The 21,642-nt window shown below is 62.9% G+C and carries 23 protein-coding genes; 17 read left to right on the top strand and 6 right to left on the bottom strand.

Annotated features, from left to right (window positions below):
• Positions 1 to 2: 2 nt before the first annotated feature.
• From NKI21_RS29480 to NKI21_RS29465, 4 genes are all read left to right on the top strand, one after another.
• Positions 3 to 494 (top strand): hypothetical protein, encoded by a 492-nt coding sequence (locus tag NKI21_RS29480; protein WP_352442770.1) that lies wholly within the window; start codon positions 3 to 5, stop codon positions 492 to 494.
• A 120-nt stretch (positions 495 to 614) separates the two neighbouring features.
• The gene (locus tag NKI21_RS29475; protein ID WP_352442771.1) at positions 615 to 983 is read left to right on the top strand and encodes a VanZ family protein; all 369 of its coding nucleotides are present in this window, start codon (positions 615 to 617) and stop codon (positions 981 to 983) included.
• A gap of 182 nt (positions 984 to 1,165) precedes the next feature.
• Positions 1,166 to 1,381, top strand: coding sequence for a hypothetical protein (locus NKI21_RS29470; RefSeq protein WP_352442772.1), 216 nt, complete (start codon positions 1,166 to 1,168; stop codon positions 1,379 to 1,381).
• A 51-nt stretch (positions 1,382 to 1,432) separates the two neighbouring features.
• On the top strand, positions 1,433 to 1,561 hold the full coding sequence (locus NKI21_RS29465) for a hypothetical protein (RefSeq protein ID WP_352442773.1): 129 nt from the start codon (positions 1,433 to 1,435) through the stop codon (positions 1,559 to 1,561).
• 73 nt (positions 1,562 to 1,634) lie between these two features.
• Here NKI21_RS29465 and smc read toward each other — a convergent pair whose 3' ends face one another.
• The 3 genes from smc to NKI21_RS29450 all read right to left on the bottom strand — a co-directional run bounded on the left by smc (position 1,635) and on the right by NKI21_RS29450 (position 6,606).
• Positions 1,635 to 5,093: a chromosome segregation protein SMC gene (gene smc, locus NKI21_RS29460; protein ID WP_352442774.1), complete on the bottom strand. Its 3,459-nt coding sequence runs from the start codon at positions 5,091 to 5,093 to the stop codon at positions 1,635 to 1,637.
• 105 nt (positions 5,094 to 5,198) lie between these two features.
• Complete coding sequence (locus NKI21_RS29455) at positions 5,199 to 5,942, bottom strand: DsbA family protein (protein ID WP_352442782.1); 744 nt, start codon at positions 5,940 to 5,942, stop codon at positions 5,199 to 5,201.
• Positions 5,943 to 6,105: 163 nt separating this feature from the next.
• Complete coding sequence (locus tag NKI21_RS29450; protein ID WP_352442775.1) at positions 6,106 to 6,606, bottom strand: DUF721 domain-containing protein; 501 nt, start codon at positions 6,604 to 6,606, stop codon at positions 6,106 to 6,108.
• Positions 6,607 to 6,659: 53 nt separating this feature from the next.
• Between NKI21_RS29450 and mutY the strand changes: the two genes are divergently transcribed.
• From mutY to NKI21_RS29435, 3 genes are read left to right on the top strand one after another with little or no spacing between them, the layout of a single operon-like run.
• Positions 6,660 to 7,841, top strand: coding sequence for an A/G-specific adenine glycosylase (gene mutY / locus NKI21_RS29445; protein ID WP_352628650.1), 1,182 nt, complete (start codon positions 6,660 to 6,662; stop codon positions 7,839 to 7,841).
• On the top strand, positions 7,834 to 8,445 hold the full coding sequence (locus NKI21_RS29440) for an HAD family hydrolase (protein ID WP_023808583.1): 612 nt from the start codon (positions 7,834 to 7,836) through the stop codon (positions 8,443 to 8,445). Before mutY ends, NKI21_RS29440 begins: the two co-directional genes overlap by 8 nt.
• Positions 8,446 to 8,457: 12 nt before the next feature.
• Complete coding sequence (locus tag NKI21_RS29435; RefSeq protein WP_023808584.1) at positions 8,458 to 8,841, top strand: WapI family immunity protein; 384 nt, start codon at positions 8,458 to 8,460, stop codon at positions 8,839 to 8,841.
• Between the two features lie 8 nt (positions 8,842 to 8,849).
• Here NKI21_RS29435 and NKI21_RS29430 read toward each other — a convergent pair whose 3' ends face one another.
• Entirely contained in the window at positions 8,850 to 9,983 is a 1,134-nt protein-coding gene (locus tag NKI21_RS29430; RefSeq protein WP_023808585.1) for a site-specific DNA-methyltransferase, read from the bottom strand.
• Between the two features lie 176 nt (positions 9,984 to 10,159).
• On the opposite strand from NKI21_RS29430, the gene NKI21_RS29425 reads away from it, so the two are divergent.
• The 3 genes from NKI21_RS29425 to NKI21_RS29415 all read left to right on the top strand — a co-directional run bounded on the left by NKI21_RS29425 (position 10,160) and on the right by NKI21_RS29415 (position 11,519).
• On the top strand, positions 10,160 to 10,846 hold the full coding sequence (locus NKI21_RS29425) for an HAD family hydrolase (protein ID WP_023808586.1): 687 nt from the start codon (positions 10,160 to 10,162) through the stop codon (positions 10,844 to 10,846).
• 146 nt (positions 10,847 to 10,992) lie between these two features.
• Positions 10,993 to 11,229 (top strand): transcriptional regulator, encoded by a 237-nt coding sequence (locus tag NKI21_RS29420; protein WP_023808587.1) that lies wholly within the window; start codon positions 10,993 to 10,995, stop codon positions 11,227 to 11,229.
• Positions 11,229 to 11,519, top strand: a complete 291-nt coding sequence (locus tag NKI21_RS29415) for a type II toxin-antitoxin system RelE/ParE family toxin (RefSeq protein WP_023808588.1) — start codon at positions 11,229 to 11,231, stop codon at positions 11,517 to 11,519. The genes NKI21_RS29420 and NKI21_RS29415 overlap by 1 nt, the downstream gene beginning before the upstream one ends.
• A gap of 25 nt (positions 11,520 to 11,544) precedes the next feature.
• Here NKI21_RS29415 and NKI21_RS29410 read toward each other — a convergent pair whose 3' ends face one another.
• A complete protein-coding gene (locus NKI21_RS29410) occupies positions 11,545 to 12,276 on the bottom strand; it encodes a hypothetical protein (protein ID WP_023808589.1) in 732 nt (243 codons plus the stop codon).
• A gap of 128 nt (positions 12,277 to 12,404) precedes the next feature.
• Between NKI21_RS29410 and thrC the strand changes: the two genes are divergently transcribed.
• The 4 genes from thrC to NKI21_RS29390 are packed head-to-tail and all read left to right on the top strand — an operon-like array spanning position 12,405 to position 18,613.
• The gene (gene thrC, locus NKI21_RS29405; RefSeq protein ID WP_352868722.1) at positions 12,405 to 13,802 is read left to right on the top strand and encodes a threonine synthase; all 1,398 of its coding nucleotides are present in this window, start codon (positions 12,405 to 12,407) and stop codon (positions 13,800 to 13,802) included.
• Between the two features lie 14 nt (positions 13,803 to 13,816).
• Positions 13,817 to 15,109, top strand: a complete 1,293-nt coding sequence (locus tag NKI21_RS29400; protein ID WP_127290840.1) for a M16 family metallopeptidase — start codon at positions 13,817 to 13,819, stop codon at positions 15,107 to 15,109.
• 15 nt (positions 15,110 to 15,124) lie between these two features.
• Positions 15,125 to 15,721, top strand: coding sequence for a GNAT family N-acetyltransferase (locus NKI21_RS29395; RefSeq protein WP_352442778.1), 597 nt, complete (start codon positions 15,125 to 15,127; stop codon positions 15,719 to 15,721).
• Positions 15,722 to 15,724: 3 nt separating this feature from the next.
• A complete protein-coding gene (locus tag NKI21_RS29390) occupies positions 15,725 to 18,613 on the top strand; it encodes an EAL domain-containing protein (protein ID WP_352868719.1) in 2,889 nt (962 codons plus the stop codon).
• A gap of 298 nt (positions 18,614 to 18,911) precedes the next feature.
• On the opposite strand, the gene NKI21_RS29385 is transcribed toward NKI21_RS29390, so the two are convergent.
• Entirely contained in the window at positions 18,912 to 19,520 is a 609-nt protein-coding gene (locus NKI21_RS29385) for a YqgE/AlgH family protein (protein WP_023808594.1), read from the bottom strand.
• Between the two features lie 170 nt (positions 19,521 to 19,690).
• Here NKI21_RS29385 and NKI21_RS29380 point away from each other — a divergent pair, with 170 nt between their 5' ends.
• From NKI21_RS29380 to NKI21_RS29370, 3 genes are all read left to right on the top strand, one after another.
• Positions 19,691 to 20,497: a protein-disulfide reductase DsbD domain-containing protein gene (locus NKI21_RS29380; protein ID WP_352442779.1), complete on the top strand. Its 807-nt coding sequence runs from the start codon at positions 19,691 to 19,693 to the stop codon at positions 20,495 to 20,497.
• A gap of 84 nt (positions 20,498 to 20,581) precedes the next feature.
• Positions 20,582 to 21,058, top strand: coding sequence for a peroxiredoxin (locus NKI21_RS29375; protein ID WP_023808596.1), 477 nt, complete (start codon positions 20,582 to 20,584; stop codon positions 21,056 to 21,058).
• Between the two features lie 91 nt (positions 21,059 to 21,149).
• Positions 21,150 to 21,642, top strand: a 493-nt coding sequence (locus NKI21_RS29370) for a DUF2938 family protein (protein WP_352868716.1), incomplete at its 3' end; no start/stop codon positions are given.

The following is a 21,642-nucleotide window of genomic DNA, read 5'->3' as shown; positions in this document are numbered from 1 at the left end:
CGATGTCAAAGCCGCTTTCAGTCCTTCAACGTGCCACCAGGGCCGACGTTCGATCGGAGCCGTTTCCACACATCATCCTGCGCGACGCCCTTCCCCTCGATCTCTACCAGGAGTTGGCCGACACGTTTCCCGCTCCGGAAGCGCTCGAAATCGATACGCGCCGCAACAACACCAGATGGGACTATGAGGCCCACCGCATTCGGTCGAACGAAGCTGTGCCGCAAATATGGCGCGATTTTATCGCCTACCATGTATCTCAAGCATTTTTCGCCGAGATCGCCGAACTGTTCTACGACGATATTCATAAGCTTTACCCTGATTATTACCCCAATTATGAACGCCTCAAGAATATGAAAGCGGGCATCAGGTTTCCCGGCTTTTCGTCAACCTGGTTGGAGAAGTTGAAAAGCCATTCTACATCAAAGGAAAAAAGATACGGCCGCGCTACGTCCCGGCGCATCAAAACCAGGATGAGGCGGAACAGACCTGGCTGAAAAGGCTCAAGCAAAAATTGCGGCTTTGAAAGACAACGCCGTCGATCTGAGTTTCAGCCTGAACCGCCAACACCGAGCCGGATTCGACCTTTGCGGCGGCCAGGCACAGATTGGAACAGAATGAGATTTTATCCAGCCGCCGAACGGATCGCTTTTTTCGGCACGCTTATCGCTGTTCTTGCCCTTGCATTGCTGCCTATGCCCCGACTCGAGGAGTATGGGATCGATATCGGTTTCCGGTCCGACAAGCTGAACCACGCCAGCGCCTTTGCCGTCATGACTTTCCTTGGAGGACTCGGCTGGCCCGATCGCAAGACAAGGCTGATCGTCTTCCTCGCCATGGTTGGAGCGGCGATCGAGGTCCTCCAGGGCACGGCGCTGATACGACGTGATCTGGATGTGTTCGACTGGGTTGCCGATTGCGCCGGCATCGCATGTGGCCTCGTGGCCGTGATCTGTGTGAACTGGATCTTGCGGCGCAGAGGTTGAGCCTGTTGTCAGGCCTTATGTGCACGGCGCCGATAGCCACAGGAGTTCGCCCTCGGCTCCATTGACTCGGCGAAATCGGATTGCAACGATCCGATCCGGGAGTGGCGATTTTTCTACCTTGGCCGGACAGATGAAGCTTCGGGCGCGGCACCCAGGAAGCGCACCATCAGTATTGAGGGACGATGACGATCAAGATCAGGCTTCCGGGTGGTGTGTTGAAGGTCAAGCAACGTCATGAACTGCGGCGGCGGGAGTACAAGGGCGAAGTCCCGGTCTGGCAGTGTGGCAAATATTTCGTCATCTGGTGGCCCAGTACAATTCCTGATCGACCCTCCAAGAGCTCGAATACTGACGAGGAGCTTGAAATGAACCTTCCATCGACTGGAGAAAGCACGTAAGCTCTATGCATCATGGCTTTTCGAATCAGATTGCCGGGAGGCACACTGAAGGTGAAGACCTACCGCGAACTGCGTGATCGCGAACGGGATCGCAGGGTGCCTGTGCTGAAGCTGGGATCACTCTATTTCGTCTGGGCTTCGGCCAAACAGCATTCGCACAAACACAATCCGACGCTCTGATTTTTTTGCCGGGGTTCACACTTTTCCCTGAAATCGCTCCAGAGCCGCCCATTCGCAGGTAGCGCGACCTGGGTCAGCTTGCCTCGCGCATCGCCTCGGCCGCCTGCAGGTCGACCGACACCAGCTGACTGACGCCCTGCTCGGCCATGGTCACGCCGAACAGCCGGTTCATGCGCGCCATGGTGATCGGGTTGTGGGTGATGATGACGAAGCGCGTCTCGGTGGTGGCAGCCATTTCGTCCATGAGATTGCAGAAGCGCTCGACATTGTGGTCGTCGAGCGGCGCATCCACTTCATCGAGCACACAGATCGGCGCCGGATTGGTCAGGAACACCGCAAAGATCAGCGACATCGCCGTCAGCGCCTGTTCGCCGCCGGACAGCAGCGTCATGGTCTGTGGCTTCTTGCCAGGCGGGCGGGCAAGAATCTCGAGCCCGGCCTCGAGCGGATCGTCGGATTCGATCAGCTGCAATTCCGCCGTGCCGCCGCCGAACAGATGCGAGAACAGCCGCTGGAAATGGCCGTTGACGACATCGAAGGCGGCAAGCAACCGCTCGCGGCCTTCGCGGTTGAGGCTCTGGATCGCCTGCCTGAGCTTGCGGATCGCCTCGATGATGTCTTCGCGCTCGGACACGATCGCCTCGAGCCGGTCGGAAAGCTCCTTCTGCTCCTCCTCGGCGCGCAGATTGACGGCGCCCAGCCGTTCGCGCTCGATCTTCAGCCGGTCAAGCTGACGCTCGATCTCGGCCATCTCAGGCATCGGGCTGTCAGCCTCCAGACCGGTGTGGCGGATGACCAGATGCGGTGGTGTGTTCAGCGTCTCCTGGATGCGCGCCTCGACCTCCAGCCGGCGTTCGTCGGCTGCGGTCAGCCGCTCTTCGGCGCGAACGCGGGTCTCGCGCGCCTCGGCCAGGAACTGGATGGCGCCGGTGGCGGCCTTGTCCAGTTCGGATTGCCGGTTCTCCGCTTCCTGCAAACGGTCGGCCGCCGCCTTGCGCAAGCTCTCGGCCTCGGTGAGCTGCGACAGCAAGGCACGCCGCTTGGCGTCGATTTCATCGGGAGCATCGGCCAGCCGCTCGCGTTCGGCCTCGGCCTCGGCCTTGCGTTCGCCGAGCGATGCGATCTGCGTCGAGGCGTTTTCGGCCCGCTCCAGCCAGTTGCTGCGCTCGGCGCCAATGGCATCGAGCCGGCGCGCGCGCGCCTCGGCTTCGCGCCGCAGCCCCTCATGCACGGCACGCGCATCGGCAAGCGCGGCGCGGTCGCGGGCGACATTGGCCGAGGACTGTTCGAGCTGCAATTGCAGATCGCCAAGATCGGGCGCGTCCTGCAGCAGCATTTCCGCCTCGGCGAAGGCGGCCGAAATCTCCTCATGGCTGTCGACGATGCGGGCGCGCGCTTCATCGAGCGCGGCGCGCCGGCTCTGCAATTCGCCGCCGGCTCTCTCGGCCTCGGCCAACGCATTGCGGGCAGCGTCCAGCCGATGCTGGGCGTCACGACCGGCCTGGCGCGTGTTGCGCTCGGCCTCGCTTGCCAGGCGCAGCGCCTGTTCAGCCTCTCCCAGCGCCTCCTCGGCCTGGCGCAGGACGAGCGTCGCCTGTATCGCCTCGGCATCGAGCTCAGCCAGCCGGTTCTTCTGCGCCAGCCGTTGTGCTGCGGCGGTCGGCGCATCGGCGCTGGCGGTAAAGCCATCCCAACGCCAGAGCGCGCCTTCACGGCTGACCAGCCGCTGGCCGGGAGCAAGCAGCGGCTGCAACCGGCGGCCGTCGCTAGATTCGACGATACCGACCTGCGCCAGGCGGCGGGCGAGCTGTGCCGGCGCGTGGACCACGCTGGCCAGGCTTCTGACGCCTTCCGGCAGAGCCGCGTCGCCGGGCTGGATCGCGCTTTCGCCCCAATGCACCGGCGCGCTGCGGTCAAGCGGCACGTCGAGATCTTCGCCAAGGGCCGCACCCAGCGCCGTTTCGAAACCGCGATCGACGCTGATCTGTTCCAGCACGGCCGGGAAAAGATCGCCACTGGCGGCATTCAGGATTTTTGCCAGCGTGCGCGCTTCGGTTTCGATCCGTGCCAGCTCGGCCCTGGCATCCTGAAGCGGTGGCCGGGCAGCGCTTTCGGTAGCGCGGGCATCGATGACCGACTGCTCGGCCTCGGACACGGCAGCCTCGGCCTCCTCCAGCAGCGCCATGGCCTGTTCGACCAGCACGCGCTTCTCGGCCGGATCGGGCAGGCCAGCGACCTTGGAGAGTATCTCCGACAATTCCCGGTCGACATCGGCAAGCTGACGGGCGAAGCGGTCGCGGCGCTCGGCGGTGTCGCGCAGCGTCCGTTCGATCTGGTTGCGCGAGGCGGCAGCCTCGGCCCGTTCGGCGGTCAGCGCGGCGAGCTTGGCTTCGCTTTGCGAAAGCGTCGACGCCGCCTGTTCGAACGCCGCACGGGTGGTGGCTTCGCGTTCGGCGGCGCCGGCATTTTCCGAATTGAGTGCTGCCTCTTCGGTGCGAAGGCGCTCGAGAATGTCCGCATTGTCGCGGACCATGCGCTCTTCACGTGCGATATCGCCGTCGAGCTGCTGCAGCCGGCGCTCGAGTTCGCTCTGACGGGCGCGGATGCGACCGGCTTCCTCCTCGATCTGCGACTTGGCGATCGACAGGCGCTGGAAGGCAGCGGCGGCGGCGGCTTCCGCGTCGCGCAGGTCCGGCAGCCTATGAGCGCCGATGCCTTGCTCCCTGGCGGCGGCCATCTGGGCTGCGGCGCGGTCGCCGACCAGTGCTGTCGCAACCGCCAGCGCCGAACGTGCCTCGCCTTCCTGGGTCTTGGCCAGTGTCCAGCGCAAATGCAAAAGCGTCGCTTCTGCCTTGCGGATATCGGCCGACAGGTTCTTGAAGCGGGACGCCTGGCGCGCCTGGCGCTTCAGGCTTTCGATCTGGCTTTCCAGCTCGCCGACGACGTCGTCCAGTCGTTCGAGGTTCTGCTCGGCCGCCTTCAGCCGCAGTTCTGCCTCGTGGCGGCGGGTGTGCAGGCCGGAAATGCCTGCCGCCTCTTCGAGCAGCGCGCGGCGTGCCTGCGGCTTGGCCTGGATCAGTTCGCCAATGCGGCCTTGACCGACCATCGACGGCGAACGCGCGCCGGTTGACTGGTCTGCGAACAGAAGCTGCACGTCCTTGGCACGGGCCTCCTTGCCGTTGATACGGTAAAGCGAGCCGGCCTCGCGCTCGATGCGGCGCGACACCTGCAGTTCGTCGGCATCGTTGAAGGCAGCGGGCGCCGAGCGGTCACTGTTGTCGAGGAAAAGCGTGACTTCGGCGGTGTTGCGTGCGGGCCGAGTGCCCGAGCCGGAAAAGATGACGTCGTCCATGCCGGACGCGCGCATGTTCTTGTAGGAGCTTTCGCCCATCACCCAGCGCAGCGCCTCGACAAGGTTCGACTTGCCGCAGCCATTCGGCCCGACAATGCCGGTCAAGCCGCGTTCGATGACGAACTCGCCGGGCTCGACGAAGGACTTGAAACCGAGGAGGCGAAGGCGCGAAAACTTCATTCGCCCCGCCCACTAAGCGGATTTCCGTGATTTTGCGAAAGGAATTCGCGGCACGACAGGAAGCCGCGCACGCCGAAGCGCCGCCGCCTCAGGGCTGACTGGATGTCAGAGCAGAGGGTCGATGATGGCCGACATTTCCTCAATCGACATCGCCCCTTTGTAGGTCTTACCGTTGATGAAGAAGGTCGGTGTCGAGTCGACCTTGAATTCATTGGCGCCGCGCTTCTGGACCGATCTCACATCGTCCAGAAGTTTCTGGTCCGTCAAGCAGGCCTCGAAGGACTCCTGTGTAAAACCGGCGAGCTTCGAGATTTGCAGCAGCGCATCCTTGGTATTCTGAACGCCAACCCAGTTCGCCTGCTGCCTGAACAGGACGTCGACCATAGGGTAATAGTTATCCTTGGCGCAGCGCGCCAGCATAAAACCGGCTTCGGCGCTCGGATCGAACGGGAATTCGCGCAGGATGTAGCGGACCTTGCCGGTGTCGATGTACTTGGTCTTCAGGTCCGGAAAGGTGGTCTCGGCGAAATGCGCGCAGTGTGGGCAGGTCATCGAGGCGTATTCGACGATGGTGACCTTGGCGTCATCCTTGCCAAGCTGCTTGTCGGGCAGCGCACCCGGCTTCATCAGTTCCGCCACATCCACGGTGCCCTGGGCCTCCGGCGCGGTGGCGGCGGCCGGCGTGGCCGCCTTCGCGGGGGCGGCCGGGGCCGCAGGCTTCACATCCGCGGCCTTCGCCTCCTCGCCAGAGTCGCTGCAGGCGGCGAGCAGGGCCACCGCCGGAATGGCGGCCAGCGAAGACAGGACATTTCTGCGAGACAAGCTTTGACCAAACGGGGGACGGTTCATACGAATCACCTGACAAGGGTTGGATTTTGCAATGCAAAGACACGAAAAGGCGAGAGTTGGCGCGAATTAAGGCATCTCGATCCCCAATCCAATCGCGAAACCTGACAAGGGCGATCACGAATGCGAGATATTGACGACGAATCCATGATTTTCTTCAAGACGCCTATGATTTTCTCTCCCCAATAATGGTCGCGCCAAGTTTCTCCAGCGAGGCGCGCAGTTCATCATTATCGACCAGGCCGACAGTTCCCGACAATTTCGTCTTCTCAGCCGCCGTCAGCGGCCTCAGGGCCGGTTTGCGCTTTCCTTTGTCGGCTGTCACCGGCTTCTGCAGGATCCTGATGCGGTTGATGGCGGTGAAGCCGAGGAAGGCGTTGACCCGGTTGATGATCTCGCCCGTCTCGTGCTGCAGATGAAGTGCCGCCATGCCTTCGCAGGCAATGACCAGCACGGCCGGCTCGAACGGATCGTCCTCATGCATACGGCGCGGCCACTGGATTTTTTCGGGGCGCGAATGGCTGGCCAGCCGCAGGCCGGCGATCTCGTCCCATGACTGGACGAGGCCGATCGAAATGCCGGCCCGCTTGCGCAGCACCGGATCGAGGATCCTGGTCGCGAGATCGCTGACCGGGACGGGATTGCCGTAGGGCGTTCTCCCTGCCATGTACGTCCTCCAGCGACGACCCAGCAGATACCGGCCAGGCCAATACAAGATCAATGGCACCAGCAGACCAGACCCGCAAGACCGCATCCTGGGATAGTGGCAAAGCCACATCCGGAGATAGCAGCACAGCTGCATCCGGTGTCAGCGACGATATCGCATCCCGCCTGCTCAGCTGGTACGATGTGCATCACCGTGAATTGCCGTGGCGCATCACACCAATTGAGCATGCGCGCGGCGTGCGGCCTGATCCCTACCGCATCTGGCTCTCCGAGGTCATGCTGCAGCAGACCACCGTCGAAGCGGTGAAGGCTTATTTCAAGGTATTCGTCGAGAAATGGCCCGATGTCGAAGCGCTGGCCGCGGCGCCCACCGAGGACGTGATGAAGGCCTGGGCCGGGCTCGGCTACTACTCCCGCGCCCGCAATCTCAAGGCCTGTGCCGATCTTGTGGCCGCGCGTGGCGGCCGGTTTCCCGACACGGAGACGGGTTTGAGAGAACTGCCCGGCATCGGCGCCTATACGTCGGCGGCCATCACGGCGATTGCCTTCGATCGCCCCGCCGCCGTTGTCGACGGCAATGTCGAACGTGTCATCTCCCGGCTGTTTTCGATCACAACCCCGCTCAGCGAAGCCAAGCCCGAGATCCGTGCCCATGTCGAGCGCATGGTGCCCGGGACAAGGCCTGGCGACTTCGCCCAAGCGATGATGGATCTCGGCGCCACCATCTGCACGCCACGCCGGCCGCGCTGCATGCTGTGCCCGCTGCGCGAAGACTGCAGCGCGGTCGTTTCAGGCGATCCCGAGCACTTCCCGGTGCGCCTGCCCAAGGCCGACAAGCCGCAGCGGCACGGCGCGGCCTTTGTCGCCGTGCGGGCCGACGGCGCCATCCTTCTGCGCAAACGGGCAGAGAAGGGTTTGCTCGGCGGCATGACCGAGGTGCCGACGACGGGCTGGACCGCGCGGATCGATGGGGCAACCACGGAAGCGGCCGCGCCCTTTCCCGCCGACTGGCGGCATGCGGGCCGCATTGCGCATGTCTTCACGCATTTCGCTCTCGAACTCGAAGTCTTTCACGCTCACATCAAAGGTGATGCGCCAGACGGGCATTTCTGGTCGCTCGCTCACGAGATTTCCGGCGAGGCGCTGCCGACTGTCATGAAAAAGGCAATCGAGGCTGCGATACCCGGCGCGACGAAAAAGCCGTCGCCACACAGTGCAAAGAGGCCCCATGACTGAAATACGCCACATCGTTTTCGACATCGGCAGAGTGCTGATCCACTACGATCCCAACATTCCGTTCAGCCGCCTCATTCCGGATGCCGAAGAGAGAAAGTGGTTTTTCGACAATGTCTGCACGCATGATTGGAACATCGAGCAGGATCGCGGCCGCACCTGGGAAGAGGCCGAGGCGCTGCTGATCGCGGACCATCCCGATCACGCGGAAAACATCCGCGGTTTCCGCCGCCATTGGCACGAGATGGTGCCGCATGCTTATGACGACAGCGTCGCCATCATGGTCGGCCTGATCGAGAGCGGCCACGACGTGACCATGCTGACCAACTTCGCCAGCGACACGCTGGCCGAAGCCCGCGAGCGCTTCGATTTTCTCAATCGTCCGCGCGGCGTCACCATCTCCGGCGAGATCGGCATGATCAAGCCCGATCGCGGCATTTACGATCATCACATCGCCGCCTTCGGCCTCGAACCGGCCGCGACGCTGTTCATCGACGACAGCCAGAAGAATGTCGACGGCGCCAAGGCGGCCGGCTGGCAGTCGGTGCTGTTCACCGATGCAAAGGCGCTTCAAGCAGACCTTGAGCGGCATGGCATCGCGACCTGATCGAGACCGGCAATGGGCAAGCTCGTTCTGACCTTCAACCCGGAATGGTCAATACTTGACGCCAGTGTCGAGCATGGCCACTTTCGAGGACGTGGCGATGCCTATTTCCCGACCGACGAGGTAAGCGAATTTATTGTGTCATTGCAGGCCTATCCGCTTAAACGCGCGGATCTGGTCCTGAGATCGCCCGGCCTGATAAGCATCTCGGTTTTCCCGGCGGATGGCGTCGGTCACCTGTTCGTCCGGATCGAGGTCGCGGAGGAGATCGAAGCCCGTGACTTCGCGCGTGTGCGACTCCGGACGGACTATTCGCGTCTGTCGCGTTTTGCCAGTCAGCTCTCACTGATGGCGAAAGGCGAGGTCAGCGAAATCATCCTGGAGGAAGACAAGGCCTGAGCTGCCGATCAGGCCCCTGCCCGCTCCATGCCGAGCCGCGCGATGCGGCGAAGCTCGTCGATCGGGGTCAGGCCACCGCTGCGCTCATAATGCCAGAAGGTCCAGCCGTTGCAGGCGTCCAGCCCCTGCACTTCGGCACCGATCTTGTGGATCGAGCCGGCGCTGTCGCCGATCGCCACCGTGCCGTCGGCGCGCACCTTGGCCGCCCAGCGCTTCTTGGCATCGTAGAGCGTCGCGCCCGGCATCATCAGGCCGGTGTCGATCAGGCTGACAAAGGCGACGCGCGGCTCGGCGCGCTTGCCCGTGAGAACGGTCAAGTCGGCCTCTTCCAGCGGCCGCACCGCGTCGATGCGCTCGTTGGCGGCGTCGATATAGGCCTGCTCGCGTTCGATGCCGACGAAATGGCGGCCGAGACGCTTGGCCACCGCGCCCGTGGTGCCTGAGCCGAAGAAGGGATCGAGCACGATGTCGCCCGGTTTGGTCGAGGCCATCATGATGCGGGCAAGCAGCGCTTCCGGTTTCTGCGTCGGATGCAGCTTGTCGCCATTGTCGTTCTTCAGCCGCTCGCCGCCGGTGCAGATCGGAAACAGCCAGTCGGAGCGCATCTGGATGTCGTCGTTGGACGCCTTCATCGCTTCGTAGTTGAAGGTATAGCCCTTGCCCTTCTGATCGCGCGTAGCCCAGATCATCGTCTCATGCGCGTTCTGGAAGCGGCGGCCACGGAAATTTGGCATCGGGTTGGTCTTGCGCCAGACGACGTCGTTAAGGATCCAGAAGCCGAGATCCTGCATCTTGGCGCCGACCCGGAAGATGTTGTGATAGGAGCCGATGACCCAGATGGTGCCGTTGGGCTTCAGCACCCGGCGCGCCGCCAGCAGCCAGGCACGCGTGAAAGCGTCATAGGCCTCGAAACTCTCGAACTGGTCCCAGTCGTCGTCGACGGCGTCGACCTTGGACTGATCGGGGCGGTGCAGGTCGCCGTCGAGCTGCAGATTGTAGGGCGGATCGGCGAAGATGACGTCGATCGATTTTTCGGGCAACCGGTCGAGCGCGGCGACGCAGTCGCCCTTGAGGATCGTGTCCAGCCATTCGGATTGCTGGGGAGCGTGGGATAGCTCGTCGAGAAGACGCACGGCAGACATTCTGACACCCAAGGCACGCGTTACTGTTTACTCTCCGTTATGGTTACCGATCAGCGTAAATATTCCGTGAAGGCCAAGGGACGGGTGTGGCGAATTTGCGAAGGCGGCCCTGTTGGTGTATGCCGCGCCGCCTGAGCCTTCCGAGGCCACTTCGCCCTCCTATTGTCCGGATCACCATGCCCCAGCCAGACCTTGTCATCTTCGATTGCGACGGCGTGCTCGTCGATTCCGAGATCATCGCCGCCCGCGTCGACGCCGAGCTTTTGACCTTGGCAGGATACGAGATATCGGCTGAGGAGATTTCGGAGAGCTATGCCGGCCTGACCTTCAAGGACATCATGCTGCGGGTCGAGGAAAAGTCCCGCATCCCCTTCCAGGCCTCTCTGATCGACAGGGAGGAACAATTGGTCGACCGCAAACTGCGCAGCGACGTCCGCGCCATCGATGGCGTGCGCGAGGCCGTTGCCGCGGTAAGCGTGCCGCGCTGCGTCTGCTCGAATTCACGCTCCGAGCGGATCGAATTCATGCTGGAAAAGGTGCATCTTCTGCCGTTTTTCACCGACCGGATTTTTTCGGCGATGGAAACACCGACCGGGAAAACGAAACCGGCGCCGGACGTGTTCCTGTTCGCGGCGGAGAAACTCAGCGCCAACCCGGCGAACACTTTCGTTATCGAGGATTCCGTGCACGGCGTTCACGGCGCAAGGACGGCGGGCATGCGGGTGATCGGCTTCACCGGAGCCGCCCACAGCTATCCCGGCCATGCCGACGCGCTCACCGAGGCCGGCGCCGAAACGGTGATCCGCCGCTGGGCAGAGTTGAAAAGCGTGATCGCGGCGCTGTCGGAGTGGTCGGACGCCTGAGGGCGATTGAATTTCGCCCTCGTGGCGGGACTTTTCTCGCCCGGTCGGTCTACCGTTCTCGTGCTTCAGAGTGGTAGGAGGCGATACTGCAATTTTGGGAGCTGGTTTTCATTTCAAAACCCTGATGGCTATGCGATGATTGCGTCATGACGATTGAGCTTGAAATCACGCCAGAGTTACAGGCCCGCATCGATGCTATCGCGGCGCGGTCCAGCCTGTCCGCGTCGGAAGTCGTTGCGGACGCGCTTGAGAACGGCCACTCCCTTGAGTGGCAGGAGCGGTTTTTAGACAAGGTGAACGCAGGAATTGAAGCGGCCGACCGTGGTGAATTTGCCAGCCGTGCCGATATCGAGCGGGTGTTGAACAAGTACCGCCCCACCTGATGCAGGTTTCATGGACGAGCGCCGCTCTCGACGACCTCGACCAGATTCAGGATTTTATCGCGCAGGACAGTCCCGTTGCGGCGTATCGGCTAACAGCCGATCTGATTGGTCGCACCGACGAACTCTTGGCGTCAAATCCCATGGTCGGACGCAAGGGACGAGCGGGCGGAACCCGCGAGCTTGTGATAGCGCGGACATCCTATATCGTTGTTTATCGGGTGCGCGGCAGTGACGTTGAAATCATCGCCGTTGTCCATGGGGCCAGAGAATGGCCGGAGAGCCTCACATAGCCCGCCCATGTCTTGTGTTCGCCGCTTAGTTCGTCGCGGCGGCTCTCTTCCTCTGCTTCTTCTTCGGCTTGTCGGCCGTTGCCTGATGCGCGGTTTCGTCATAGCCGGCAAAGGCCTGATAGTCCTGCGCCGTCGGCTCGGGCACGACAATATTGGAATCGGTGAAGACGAACTGCGTGGCGACCGAAGGATCGGTGACCTGGACCTGATACTGGTGGATCTGCGAATAGAGGACCTCGGTGCCATGCATCACAGCCGTGCGGATGGGCATGGTGATGGTGCCTGGAGAAAACTTCGGTCCGGGGACAATCTTGCCGGCGACCGCGATCTTCATCGTCAGCTGGCCGTTGGCACGGCTGCAGTCGCGTGTCACGTCGCTGACCGATGCCTGGTAGATGATGTTGGCCGATTCGTCGGGCGGAGTTGCAGCAGCGGCGTCAGCCTCGGCCTGGGCCGCGGCATCCTGCGCGGCGTCGCCGGTCTTCTTGATCCTGGGCTTGGGCTTCTGAGCTTCCTTGGAATAGGTGTTGAAGAAAGCCGTGCCGTCCCGCACCGTCACCCTGGGACAATAGGCCTGCAACTGGCTGGCCAGTATCTTGGGATCCTGGGGCGGCGGTGGCGCCGTCGGGTCCTCCTTCTTGCCTATGCCGAGGTTCAGGATGCCATTGTCGCCCGATTGGCAGCCGGCGGCGGCAAGCATAAAGCCGGTGAGCGCAAGACCCGCCAAAAAGCGACCACTGAATGTACGAAACGCCATGAAACTGCACTTCCCTCTCGCAAAGCTGGTGACGTATATCAACCGCGCGGCAAAAATGCGACTGAGCCAGCGCAGAAATTAACCACCTTGCGGTGGATGGAAAAGCCAAGCAGTAACGGAATTGTGACATGCATTATGTGAGTACCCGCGGGGAAGCCCCCGTTCTTGGATTTTCCGACGCCGTGCTGGCCGGGCTGGCGCGCGACGGCGGGCTCTACGTGCCGCGCGAGTGGCCACAGTTTTCCGCCGCCGAGATCCGCGCCATGCGCGGCCTTGCCTATCCCGAACTTGCCATCCGCGTGCTGTCGCCGTTCCTTGGCGACGAGATCCCGGCCTCCGTTTTCGAGCGGCTGGTGCGCGAAGCCTATGCCACCTTCCGCCACGAGGCCGTCTGCCCGCTGGTGCAGACCGGCCCCAACACCTTCATCCTGGAACTCTTCCACGGGCCGACGCTCGCCTTCAAGGACTTGGCGATGCAGCTTCTGGCCCGGCTGATGGACCATGTGCTTGCCGAACGCGACCAGCACGCCACCATCGTCGGCGCCACCTCGGGCGATACCGGCGGGGCGGCCATCGATGCCTTTGCCGGTCGCAGCCGGACCGACATCTTCATCCTTTTCCCGCACGGCCGCGTCTCGCCGGTGCAGCAGCGGCAGATGACGACGTCGACGGCTGCAAACGTCCATGCGCTGGCGATCGAAGGCAATTTCGACGATTGCCAGGGCCTGCTCAAGGACATGTTCAACGATCACGGATTTCGCGACCGGGTGGCGCTTTCGGGCGTCAACTCGATCAACTGGGCCCGGATCATGGCCCAGATCGTCTATTATTTCTCCTCGGCGCTGTCGCTTGGCGCGCCGGACAGGCCGGTCTCCTTCACCGTGCCGACCGGCAATTTCGGCGATATCTTCGCCGGCTACGCGGCCAAGAAGATGGGCTTGCCGATCGAGCGGCTGGTCATCGCCACCAACGACAATGACATCCTGGCGCGGACCTTCGCGACAGGGGAATATCGCACCAAGGGTGTCTTTGCGACCACGTCGCCGTCGATGGATATCCAGGTGTCGTCCAATTTCGAACGCCTGCTGTTCGAGGCCTCCGGCCGTGACGCGGCGACCGTGCGGCGCTACATGGACGGTCTGAAGCAGTCCGGCGCTTTCACCATCGAACCCCAGCAAATCGCCGGGATGCGGTCGGAATTCGACGCCGGCCGGGCTGATATGGACGAGGTCGCCGCCACCATCCGCTCGACGCTCGCGGCCAGCAACTATCTGCTCGATCCGCACACCGCGGCAGCTGTGCATGTCGCTGCGGGCAAGGCGTCAGGCGCCGTGCCGATGGTGGTGCTGGGTACCGCACACCCGGCAAAATTCCCGGCCGCCGTCGAAGCCGCCAGCGGCGTGTCGCCCGCACTGCCCGCATGGCTAGGTGGGTTGATGACATCGGAGGAAAAATACACGGTACTTCCCTCCGACCTGAAAATGGTGGAAGATTATGTCGGCCGCCGCGCGCGGGCGGCGCGTTAAGGAGTACTAGCCATATGGGTGTTGAGGTAAGCCGTCTGTCGAACGGCCTGACAGTCGCCACCGAAACCCTTCAAAGCATCGAATCGGTTGCCCTTGGTGCCTGGGTCAAGTCGGGTGCCCGCAATGAACGTGAGGACGAGCATGGCATGGCCCATCTGCTCGAGCACATGGCGTTCAAGGGCACGAAAAGGCGGAGCGCCTTCGAAATCGCCTCGGAGATCGAAGACGTCGGCGGCGAAATCAACGCCGCCACCAGCGTCGAAACCACTTCCTACTATGCCAGGGTGCTCTCCGACGACGTGCCGCTGGCCGTCGACATTCTTGCCGACATCCTGCAAGAGTCCGAATTCGACCCGCAGGAACTCGAACGCGAACAGCATGTGATCCTGCAGGAGATCGGCGCCGCGCACGACACCCCCGACGACATCGTCTTCGACCGTTTCACGGAAACCGCCTATCGCCATCAGACCATCGGCCGCTCCATTCTCGGCACACCCGAAACGGTCAAATCCTTCACCTCCAAGCAACTCCACGACTTCATCGAGCGGCAATATGGCGCCGAGCGCATGGTGATTGTCGCCGCCGGCGACATCAAGCATGACAATTTCGTGCGCGAGGTCGAAAAGCAACTCGGCGGCTTCCGCAGCAAGGCCGACAGCACCATCCCGCAATATGCGCAATATGTCGGCGGCGACTTCCGTGAGGACCGCGACCTGATGGACGCGCAGATCGTGCTGGGGTTCGAAGGCCGGGCCTATCATGTGCGCGACTTCTATGCCTCGCAGGTGCTGTCGATGATCCTCGGCGGTGGCATGTCGTCGCGCCTGTTCCAGGAGGTCCGCGAGAAGCGCGGCCTGTGTTATTCGGTCTATGCTTTCCATTGGGGCTTTTCCGACACCGGCGTCTTCGGCGTCCATGCCGCGACCGGCCAGAGCGACATCGCCGAACTGGTGCCTGTCATCATCGACGAGCTGCAGAAGGCCGGCGAGAAAATCCTGCAGGAAGAACTCGACCGGGCGCGCGCCCAATATCGCGCCGGACTGATCATGTCAGCCGAAAGCCCGGCCAGCCGCGCTTCGCAGATCGCACGGCAGCTGCTTCTGTTCGGCCGGCCGATCGCCAAGGAGGAACTGATGGAACGGCTGTCGGCGCTGACGGTCGAGCGGCTGACCGATCTATCGTCGCGTTTGTTCTCGACCAAGCCGACGCTTACCGCTGTCGGGCCTGTGGGCACACTGGCGCCATACGAGGCGATCCTCGAATCGCTCGCAGGCACGCAGACCACGGCCCGTAAGCTCGCCGTCTAAGCCCCTCGAAGCGTCGTGTTCGCGCTCCCTTTCTTCCGCCGCGACCTGCCGGCGCTGAAAGGCGACCGCGTCACGCTGCGCGTGCCGTTCACCAACGACTTCCGCGAGTGGGCGGCGGTGCGTGGCGATAGCCGCGCCTTCCTCGAACCCTGGGAGCCACGCTGGACTCCCGATGAACTCGACCGCAACGCATGGCGGCTGCGCATCAGCCGCTACCGCGAGGATTATGCGCAAGGAACCGCTATCGCCTTCTTCATCTTCGAGAGGAGCAGTGGCAAGCTGGCCGGCGGCATCACGCTCGGCAACATACGCCATGGCGTCTCGCAGAGCGGCCATGTCGGCTACTGGATCGGCGAGCGCTTCGGCGGCCGCGGCCTGATGACCGACGCGGTCAAGGTGGTGGCCCGCTTCGCCTTCGATACGCTGAGGTTGCACCGGATCGAAGCGGCCTGTATTCCCGACAATATCCGGTCGATCCGCGTGCTTGAAAAAGCCGGATTTCGGCGCGAAGGACTGCTGCGATCCTATCTCAGGATCAACGGCATCTGGCAGGACCACTACCTCTACGCCCGGATCGCGGACGATCCGCCGGGCGTTGGAACGAAGGACTGATTTTTGACGAATTTCCTGCGCAACGGGTCGCTGTTCGCCTTTGTCCTCGCGACACTCCTGATGCTGTGCGCGGCATCGTCGGCCTTTGCCGTCGAACCGATCAAGATTGCCCGCGACGACGTCGCGCTCGACCTTTCCGGCGCCGTCGAGATCTACCGCAACCAGGGCGAGAATTTCCAGGTGTCGACCGCGCCGGGTCCGGACGGTATCGTGCGGCGCATCGAGGTCGAGGCCAATGATGCCCGTTCCACCGGCGACTGGGCTGTTTTCGCGCTCGCCAACACCACCGACCAGCAACTCGACCGGCTGATCGTCGCACCGCATTTCCGCCTGGTGAATTCCGGCATCTTCTGGCCGGATCTCGGCTCGACCCGCATCGCCGCCATCACGCCCAGCGAAGGCTTCGCGCTCGATCGCCAGACCAGCCCCGACGCCGACGTTTTCCGGGTGACGCTGAACCCCGGCACGGTGATTACCTTCATCGCCGAACTGGCCTCGCCGAAGCTGCCGCAGGTCTACCTCTGGGATCCGGAATCCTACAAGGACTCGGTCAATTCCTACACGCTGTTTCGCGGCATCGTCATCGGCATTGCAGGCCTGCTGGCGCTGTTCCTGACCATCCTTTTCGTGGTCAAGGGAACCTCGATGTTCCCGGCAACCGCGGCACTTGCCTGGGCGGTGCTGGCCTATATCTGCGTCGATTTCGGCTTCCTCAACAAGATCATCGAGATATCGCCCGGCAACGAGCAGATGTGGCGAGCGGGAACGGAGGTGGCGCTGGCGGGAACCTTCGTGGTGTTCCTGTTCGCCTATCTCAACCTCAACCGATGGCACGGCCATTTCAGTTATGGCGCGCTGGTCTGGATCCTCGGACTGGTGCTGATCGCCGGCGTCGCCATCGTCGATCCGGCGGTCGCCGCCGGCATTGCCAGGCTGTCCTTCGCCGCCACCGCACTGACCGGGCTTGGCCTGATCATCTTCCTCGGCATACGCGGCTACGACCGTGCCATCATGCTGGTGCCCAGTTGGGTCATGGTGCTGTTGTGGCTATGCGGATCGTGGATGGCGATCACCGGCATGCTCGACAACGACATTGCCCAGCCGGCCCTGGGCGGCGGGCTGATCCTGATCATCCTTCTGATCGGCTTCACCGTCATGCAGCATGCTTTTGCCGGCGGCGCGCTGCATCAGGGCCTGTTCTCCGACCTCGAGCGGCAGGCGCTGGCGGTCGCCGGTTCGGGCGACACGGTATGGGATTGGGACGTGCTGCGCGACCGCGTCGTCACCAAGCCCGATGTCAGCATCCAGCTCGGACTGGCGCCGAACAGCCTTGGCGGCGCGGCCCGCAACTGGCTCCCGGTGCTGCATGCCGACGACCGCGACACGTTCCGCACCACGCTCGACGTCGTGCTCGAACACCGGCGCGGCCGGGTATCGCAGAATTTTCGCCTGCGCGGCGCCGACGGCCACTATCACTGGTTTTCGCTGCGCGCGCGCCCGGTCATCGGATCCGACGGCGAGGTTATCCGCTGCGTCGGTACCATGGTCGACGTGACCGAGCAGAAAAAGTCCGAGGAAAGGCTGCTGCACGACGCCGTTCACGACAATCTGACCGGTCTGCCGAACCGCGAACTTTTGATGAATCGGCTGGAAGCGATCATCTCGATCGCGCGCACCGAAGAAAAGGTGCGGCCAACCGTCTTCGTCATCGACATCGACCGTTTCAAGCAGGTCAATGACGGCCTCGGCATCTCGGCCGGCGACACCATCCTCTTGACCATCGCGCGTCGCCTGCACCGGCTGCTCAAGCCGAAGGATTCGCTGTCGCGCTTTGCCGGCGATCAGTTCGCGCTGATGCTATTGTCCGAACAGGACCCGGCCCGCATCGCCGCCGTGGCGGATGCCATCAAGCATGCCATCAACAACCCGATCACCTTTGCCAAGCGCGAGATCGTGCTGACCGCGTCGATCGGACTGATCACCTGGAATTCGCCGCAGATGTCGGCCGAGGACATGGTCAAGGATGCCGAGCTTGCCATGCACCAGGCCAAGCGCTTCGGCGGCGACAGGATCGAGCCGTTCCGTCCGGCCTTCCGCACTGTCGGCACCGACAGGCTGCAGTTCGAATCCGACCTGCGCCGCGCCATCGAGCGGCGGGAATTCACGCTTGCCTACCAGCCGATCGTGCGGCTTGAGGACGGCAGTGTCGCCGGCTTCGAGGCGCTGCTGCGCTGGGACCACCCGCGCCGCGGCATGATCCCGCCGGCGGATTTCATCCCGGTCGCCGAAAGCTGCGGGCTTATCGTGCAGCTCGGCCTGTTTGCCATGCAGCAGGCGGCGGAAGATCTCGCCAGCTGGCAAAAACAGATCGGTGACGCGCCGCTGTCGGTCTCGGTCAATTTGTCCAGCCGCCAGCTGATCCGCCGTGACCTGGTCAGCGACGTCCGCTCGGTCATCGCTCGGGCCAATCTGAAGCCGCGCTGCTTCCGGCTGGAGCTCACCGAATCGCTTGTGATGGACAATCCCGAGCAGACCGCCCATGTGCTGACCAAGCTGAAGCAGCTCGGCATCGGCCTGTCGCTGGATGATTTCGGCACCGGCTATTCCTCATTGGCCTATCTGACGCGTTTCCCCTTCGACACCATCAAGATCGACAAGAGCTTCGTCGACGACAACACGCCCAAGCGCGCGGTGCTGCTGAAATCGATGGTCAACATGGCGCATGAACTCGGCCTGTCCGTCGTCGCCGAGGGCATTTCGGACGAGAGCGACGCGCTGGAACTGCGCCAGATGGGCTGCGAATATGTCCAGAGCTTCATGTTCGGCGCACCAATGCCGGGCGACCAGGTGCTGAAGACGCTGAAGGAACAGTATCCGCTGACGCAAGCGTGATGGGATTCAGGCGCGCGTCGCCCAGGCGCGGACCTCTGCGATTGGCCGAGACGCCTATCGCTTCGTCATCCTAGGGCGAAGCAAGGAGCGCAGCGACGCGGCGCAGACCCTAGGATCCATGCCGTGAGGTTAAAGCGTTGAAAACGGTTCAGATTTCTTCGCCGCTGCATCCTTCGACATAGGTCACGGAATGGATCCCAGGGTCTCCGCGACGGAGCTTCGCTCCTGCTTCGCCCTAGGATGACGAAGGTGTAGGCGGCTTCGGCTAGCCGCGAATGTTGCGCATGACTGTTCGCGATTACGCGTGTCCGGCCGCCAAGCTGAGATGCGCAAGGTCGATACCGATCGAGGCGAGGATCCGGTCGTATTTGCGCTCGATGTCGGTGTCGAACAGAAGCTCGGCATTGGCCGGACAGGTCAGCCAGCCATTTTCGGCGATCTCGGTCTCCAATTGGCCGGCGCCCCAGCCGGAATAGCCGAGCGCCATCAGCGCATGACGAGGCCCGCGGCCGGACGATATTGCGCGCAATATGTCGACGGTCGCCGTCAGGCAGATGTCGTCGGAAACGGTCAGCGACGATTCCACCCGATAGTCTCCCGAATGCAGGACGAAGCCCCGGCTGCGGTCCACGGGGCCGCCATTGCGCACGACGAAATCGCGGGCCTGAGCCGGCAAGCGGATCGCCTCCTGCTCGTTCATGATGCCCAGTTGCACGAGCAGGTCCGGAAACAGCATCTGCTGCGTCTGGTTGATGATCAGGCCCATGGCGCCTTCATCGGAGTGTGCGCAGACATAGATGACCGAGCGCGTGAAACGGTCGTCCTTCATGCCGGGCATGGCAATCAGGAACTGATCGTCGAGAAAGCCGCGACTGGCGACCGTCTTCTTGTGGCGCAACAAGTCCATGAAGGGAGCGTAACGCGTTTCCAAAGCGCCGAAAAGATGCGCCGTGCTGGATTCGACCAAAGCCTGTTGCGGCGGCTCGAACATTCTTCTCCCTCGAAGTCACGCAAATATGATACCGGCAAGGCCATGAAATCATTGCGCGGCCACGAACGGACGATCAAATCACCGCCATGCGAAGCTTGAAAATCCTGCTGCTCGGAGCCGCCATCGGATCGGCAACCGCTCTTCCCGCCGCCGCCTCTTCGTCGGCGTGGTACAACAGTGAAGGCGGCAAGGTTCGGCTGGTTACATCAGGCAAAGCCGACGATGCCGGCCGTATCCAAGGCGTTCTCGATATTGCGCTCAAGCCTGGCTGGAAGACATATTGGCGCGATCCGGGCGACGCGGGCGTGCCGCCGCAACTCGACATTTCAGCCAGCACCAACATCGCCGACGCCACTCTGTCGTTTCCGGCGCCGCAGCGCCATGACGACGGCTATGGCAAATGGGCAGGCTACAACTATCCGGTTTCTCTGCCGGTGACATTCACGCTGGCGACGCCGAACCAGCCGGCGGTGATCGATGCCGACATCTTTCTCGGCATCTGCGAAACGATCTGCATTCCGGTGCAGACGCGGCTGACCGTCGACCCCGCCTCCGATCCGGACAATGTCGAGGACGCGGCGCTGGTGAAGGCGAGTTTTACGGCGCTGCCGACGCCCGCGAGGTCCGATTTCGGCATCAATGTGCTGCCGGGCGACCACGAGACGCTGATTGTCGAGGCGAGCTTTCCCGGCGATCCGGCGGCGGCGGATTTCTTCGTTGCCGGCGAGCGGGACTACATGTTCGGCACCCCGGCCCGCAGCGAAAAGGACGGCAAGCTGATTTTCACCGTGCCGATCCTCGATCGCCCCTCGACGACGCCGACCGATGGCGGGCTTCACTATACGCTGACGAGTGCGGCGGGCGCGGTCGCAGGGATTCTGCCTTTCCCTTGATCCAGCCTGTCCCAACGATTGCAGGAAGCCGTTGAGTTCGCTACGCAAAGACACGTCCTTCCCATTTTCCCAAGCGAGGAATCCATGACCATTTCCGTTGGCGACAAGCTGCCTGACGTGACCTTCAAGACGATGACCGCCGATGGCGCCAAGCCGATCACCGGGGCCGAGATTTTCTCGGGCAAGAAGGTCGTGCTGTTTGGGGTTCCCGGCGCCTTCACACCTACCTGCAGCAACAACCATTTGCCGGGCTATCTCGAGAACCACGATGCCATCCTGGCGCGCGGCGTCGACACCATCGCCGTCGTTTCGGTCAATGACGTCCATGTCATGGGTGCCTGGGCGCACTTCACCGGCGGAGAGGGCAAGATCCTGTTCCTCGCCGACGGCAGTGGCGATTTCGCCAAGGCGGTGGGCCTCGATTACATCAGCAACGATATGGGCCTGCGCTCGAGGCGCTTCTCAATGATCATCGACGACGGCAAGGTCACCGCGCTCAATGTCGAGACCAAGCCCGGTGTCGACGAGTCCGGTGCGGCTCATATTCTGGGGCAGCTCTGAACTTCAGCGACAACGTCGGGCTGGACCGCAACGGTTGCCGCCGCCCGACGATCGCCCTTGTATTCCAGGGATTGCCTTTGGGGGGACCTCGATGTTTGACATGTTCTGGCGTGCTATCGCGATCGGCATCGGCGCTACGGTGGCGATGGATCTCTGGGCCATCTTCCTGCACAAGGCGTTCGGGCAGCCACGGCCGAACTGGGGGCCGGTCGGTCGCTGGGTCTGGCATCTCCGCGACAAGGTCTTTCACGATGATATCGGCGGTGCAGCGCCCTACGCGCATGAAAAGGCGCTGGGCTGGGCCTTTCACTATTTTGTCGGCATCGTCTACGGCATCATCCTGGTGGTGTTGGCCGGAGCGGGCTGGCTTGCCGCGCCGACATTCCTGCCGGCCTTCATCCTCGGCATCGTCACCGTCGGCGCCGGCTGGTTCCTACTGGCACCCGGCATGGGCGCCGGGTTTGGGGCCCGCCACCGGGGCCCCCCCCGTGGGGTTGGGGGGGGGGGCAGGGGGGGGGGGGAGTTAGGTTTTCGCCACAAGGCGCGCCCACCGCCGGGCGGGCGGGGGGGTGGGGGGGGGGGGG

The organism is Mesorhizobium sp. M0715, from assembly GCF_040320355.1.
In the GTDB taxonomy this organism is placed as follows: domain Bacteria; phylum Pseudomonadota; class Alphaproteobacteria; order Rhizobiales; family Rhizobiaceae; genus Mesorhizobium.
This window is presented reverse-complemented; position numbering and strand designations above follow the sequence as displayed.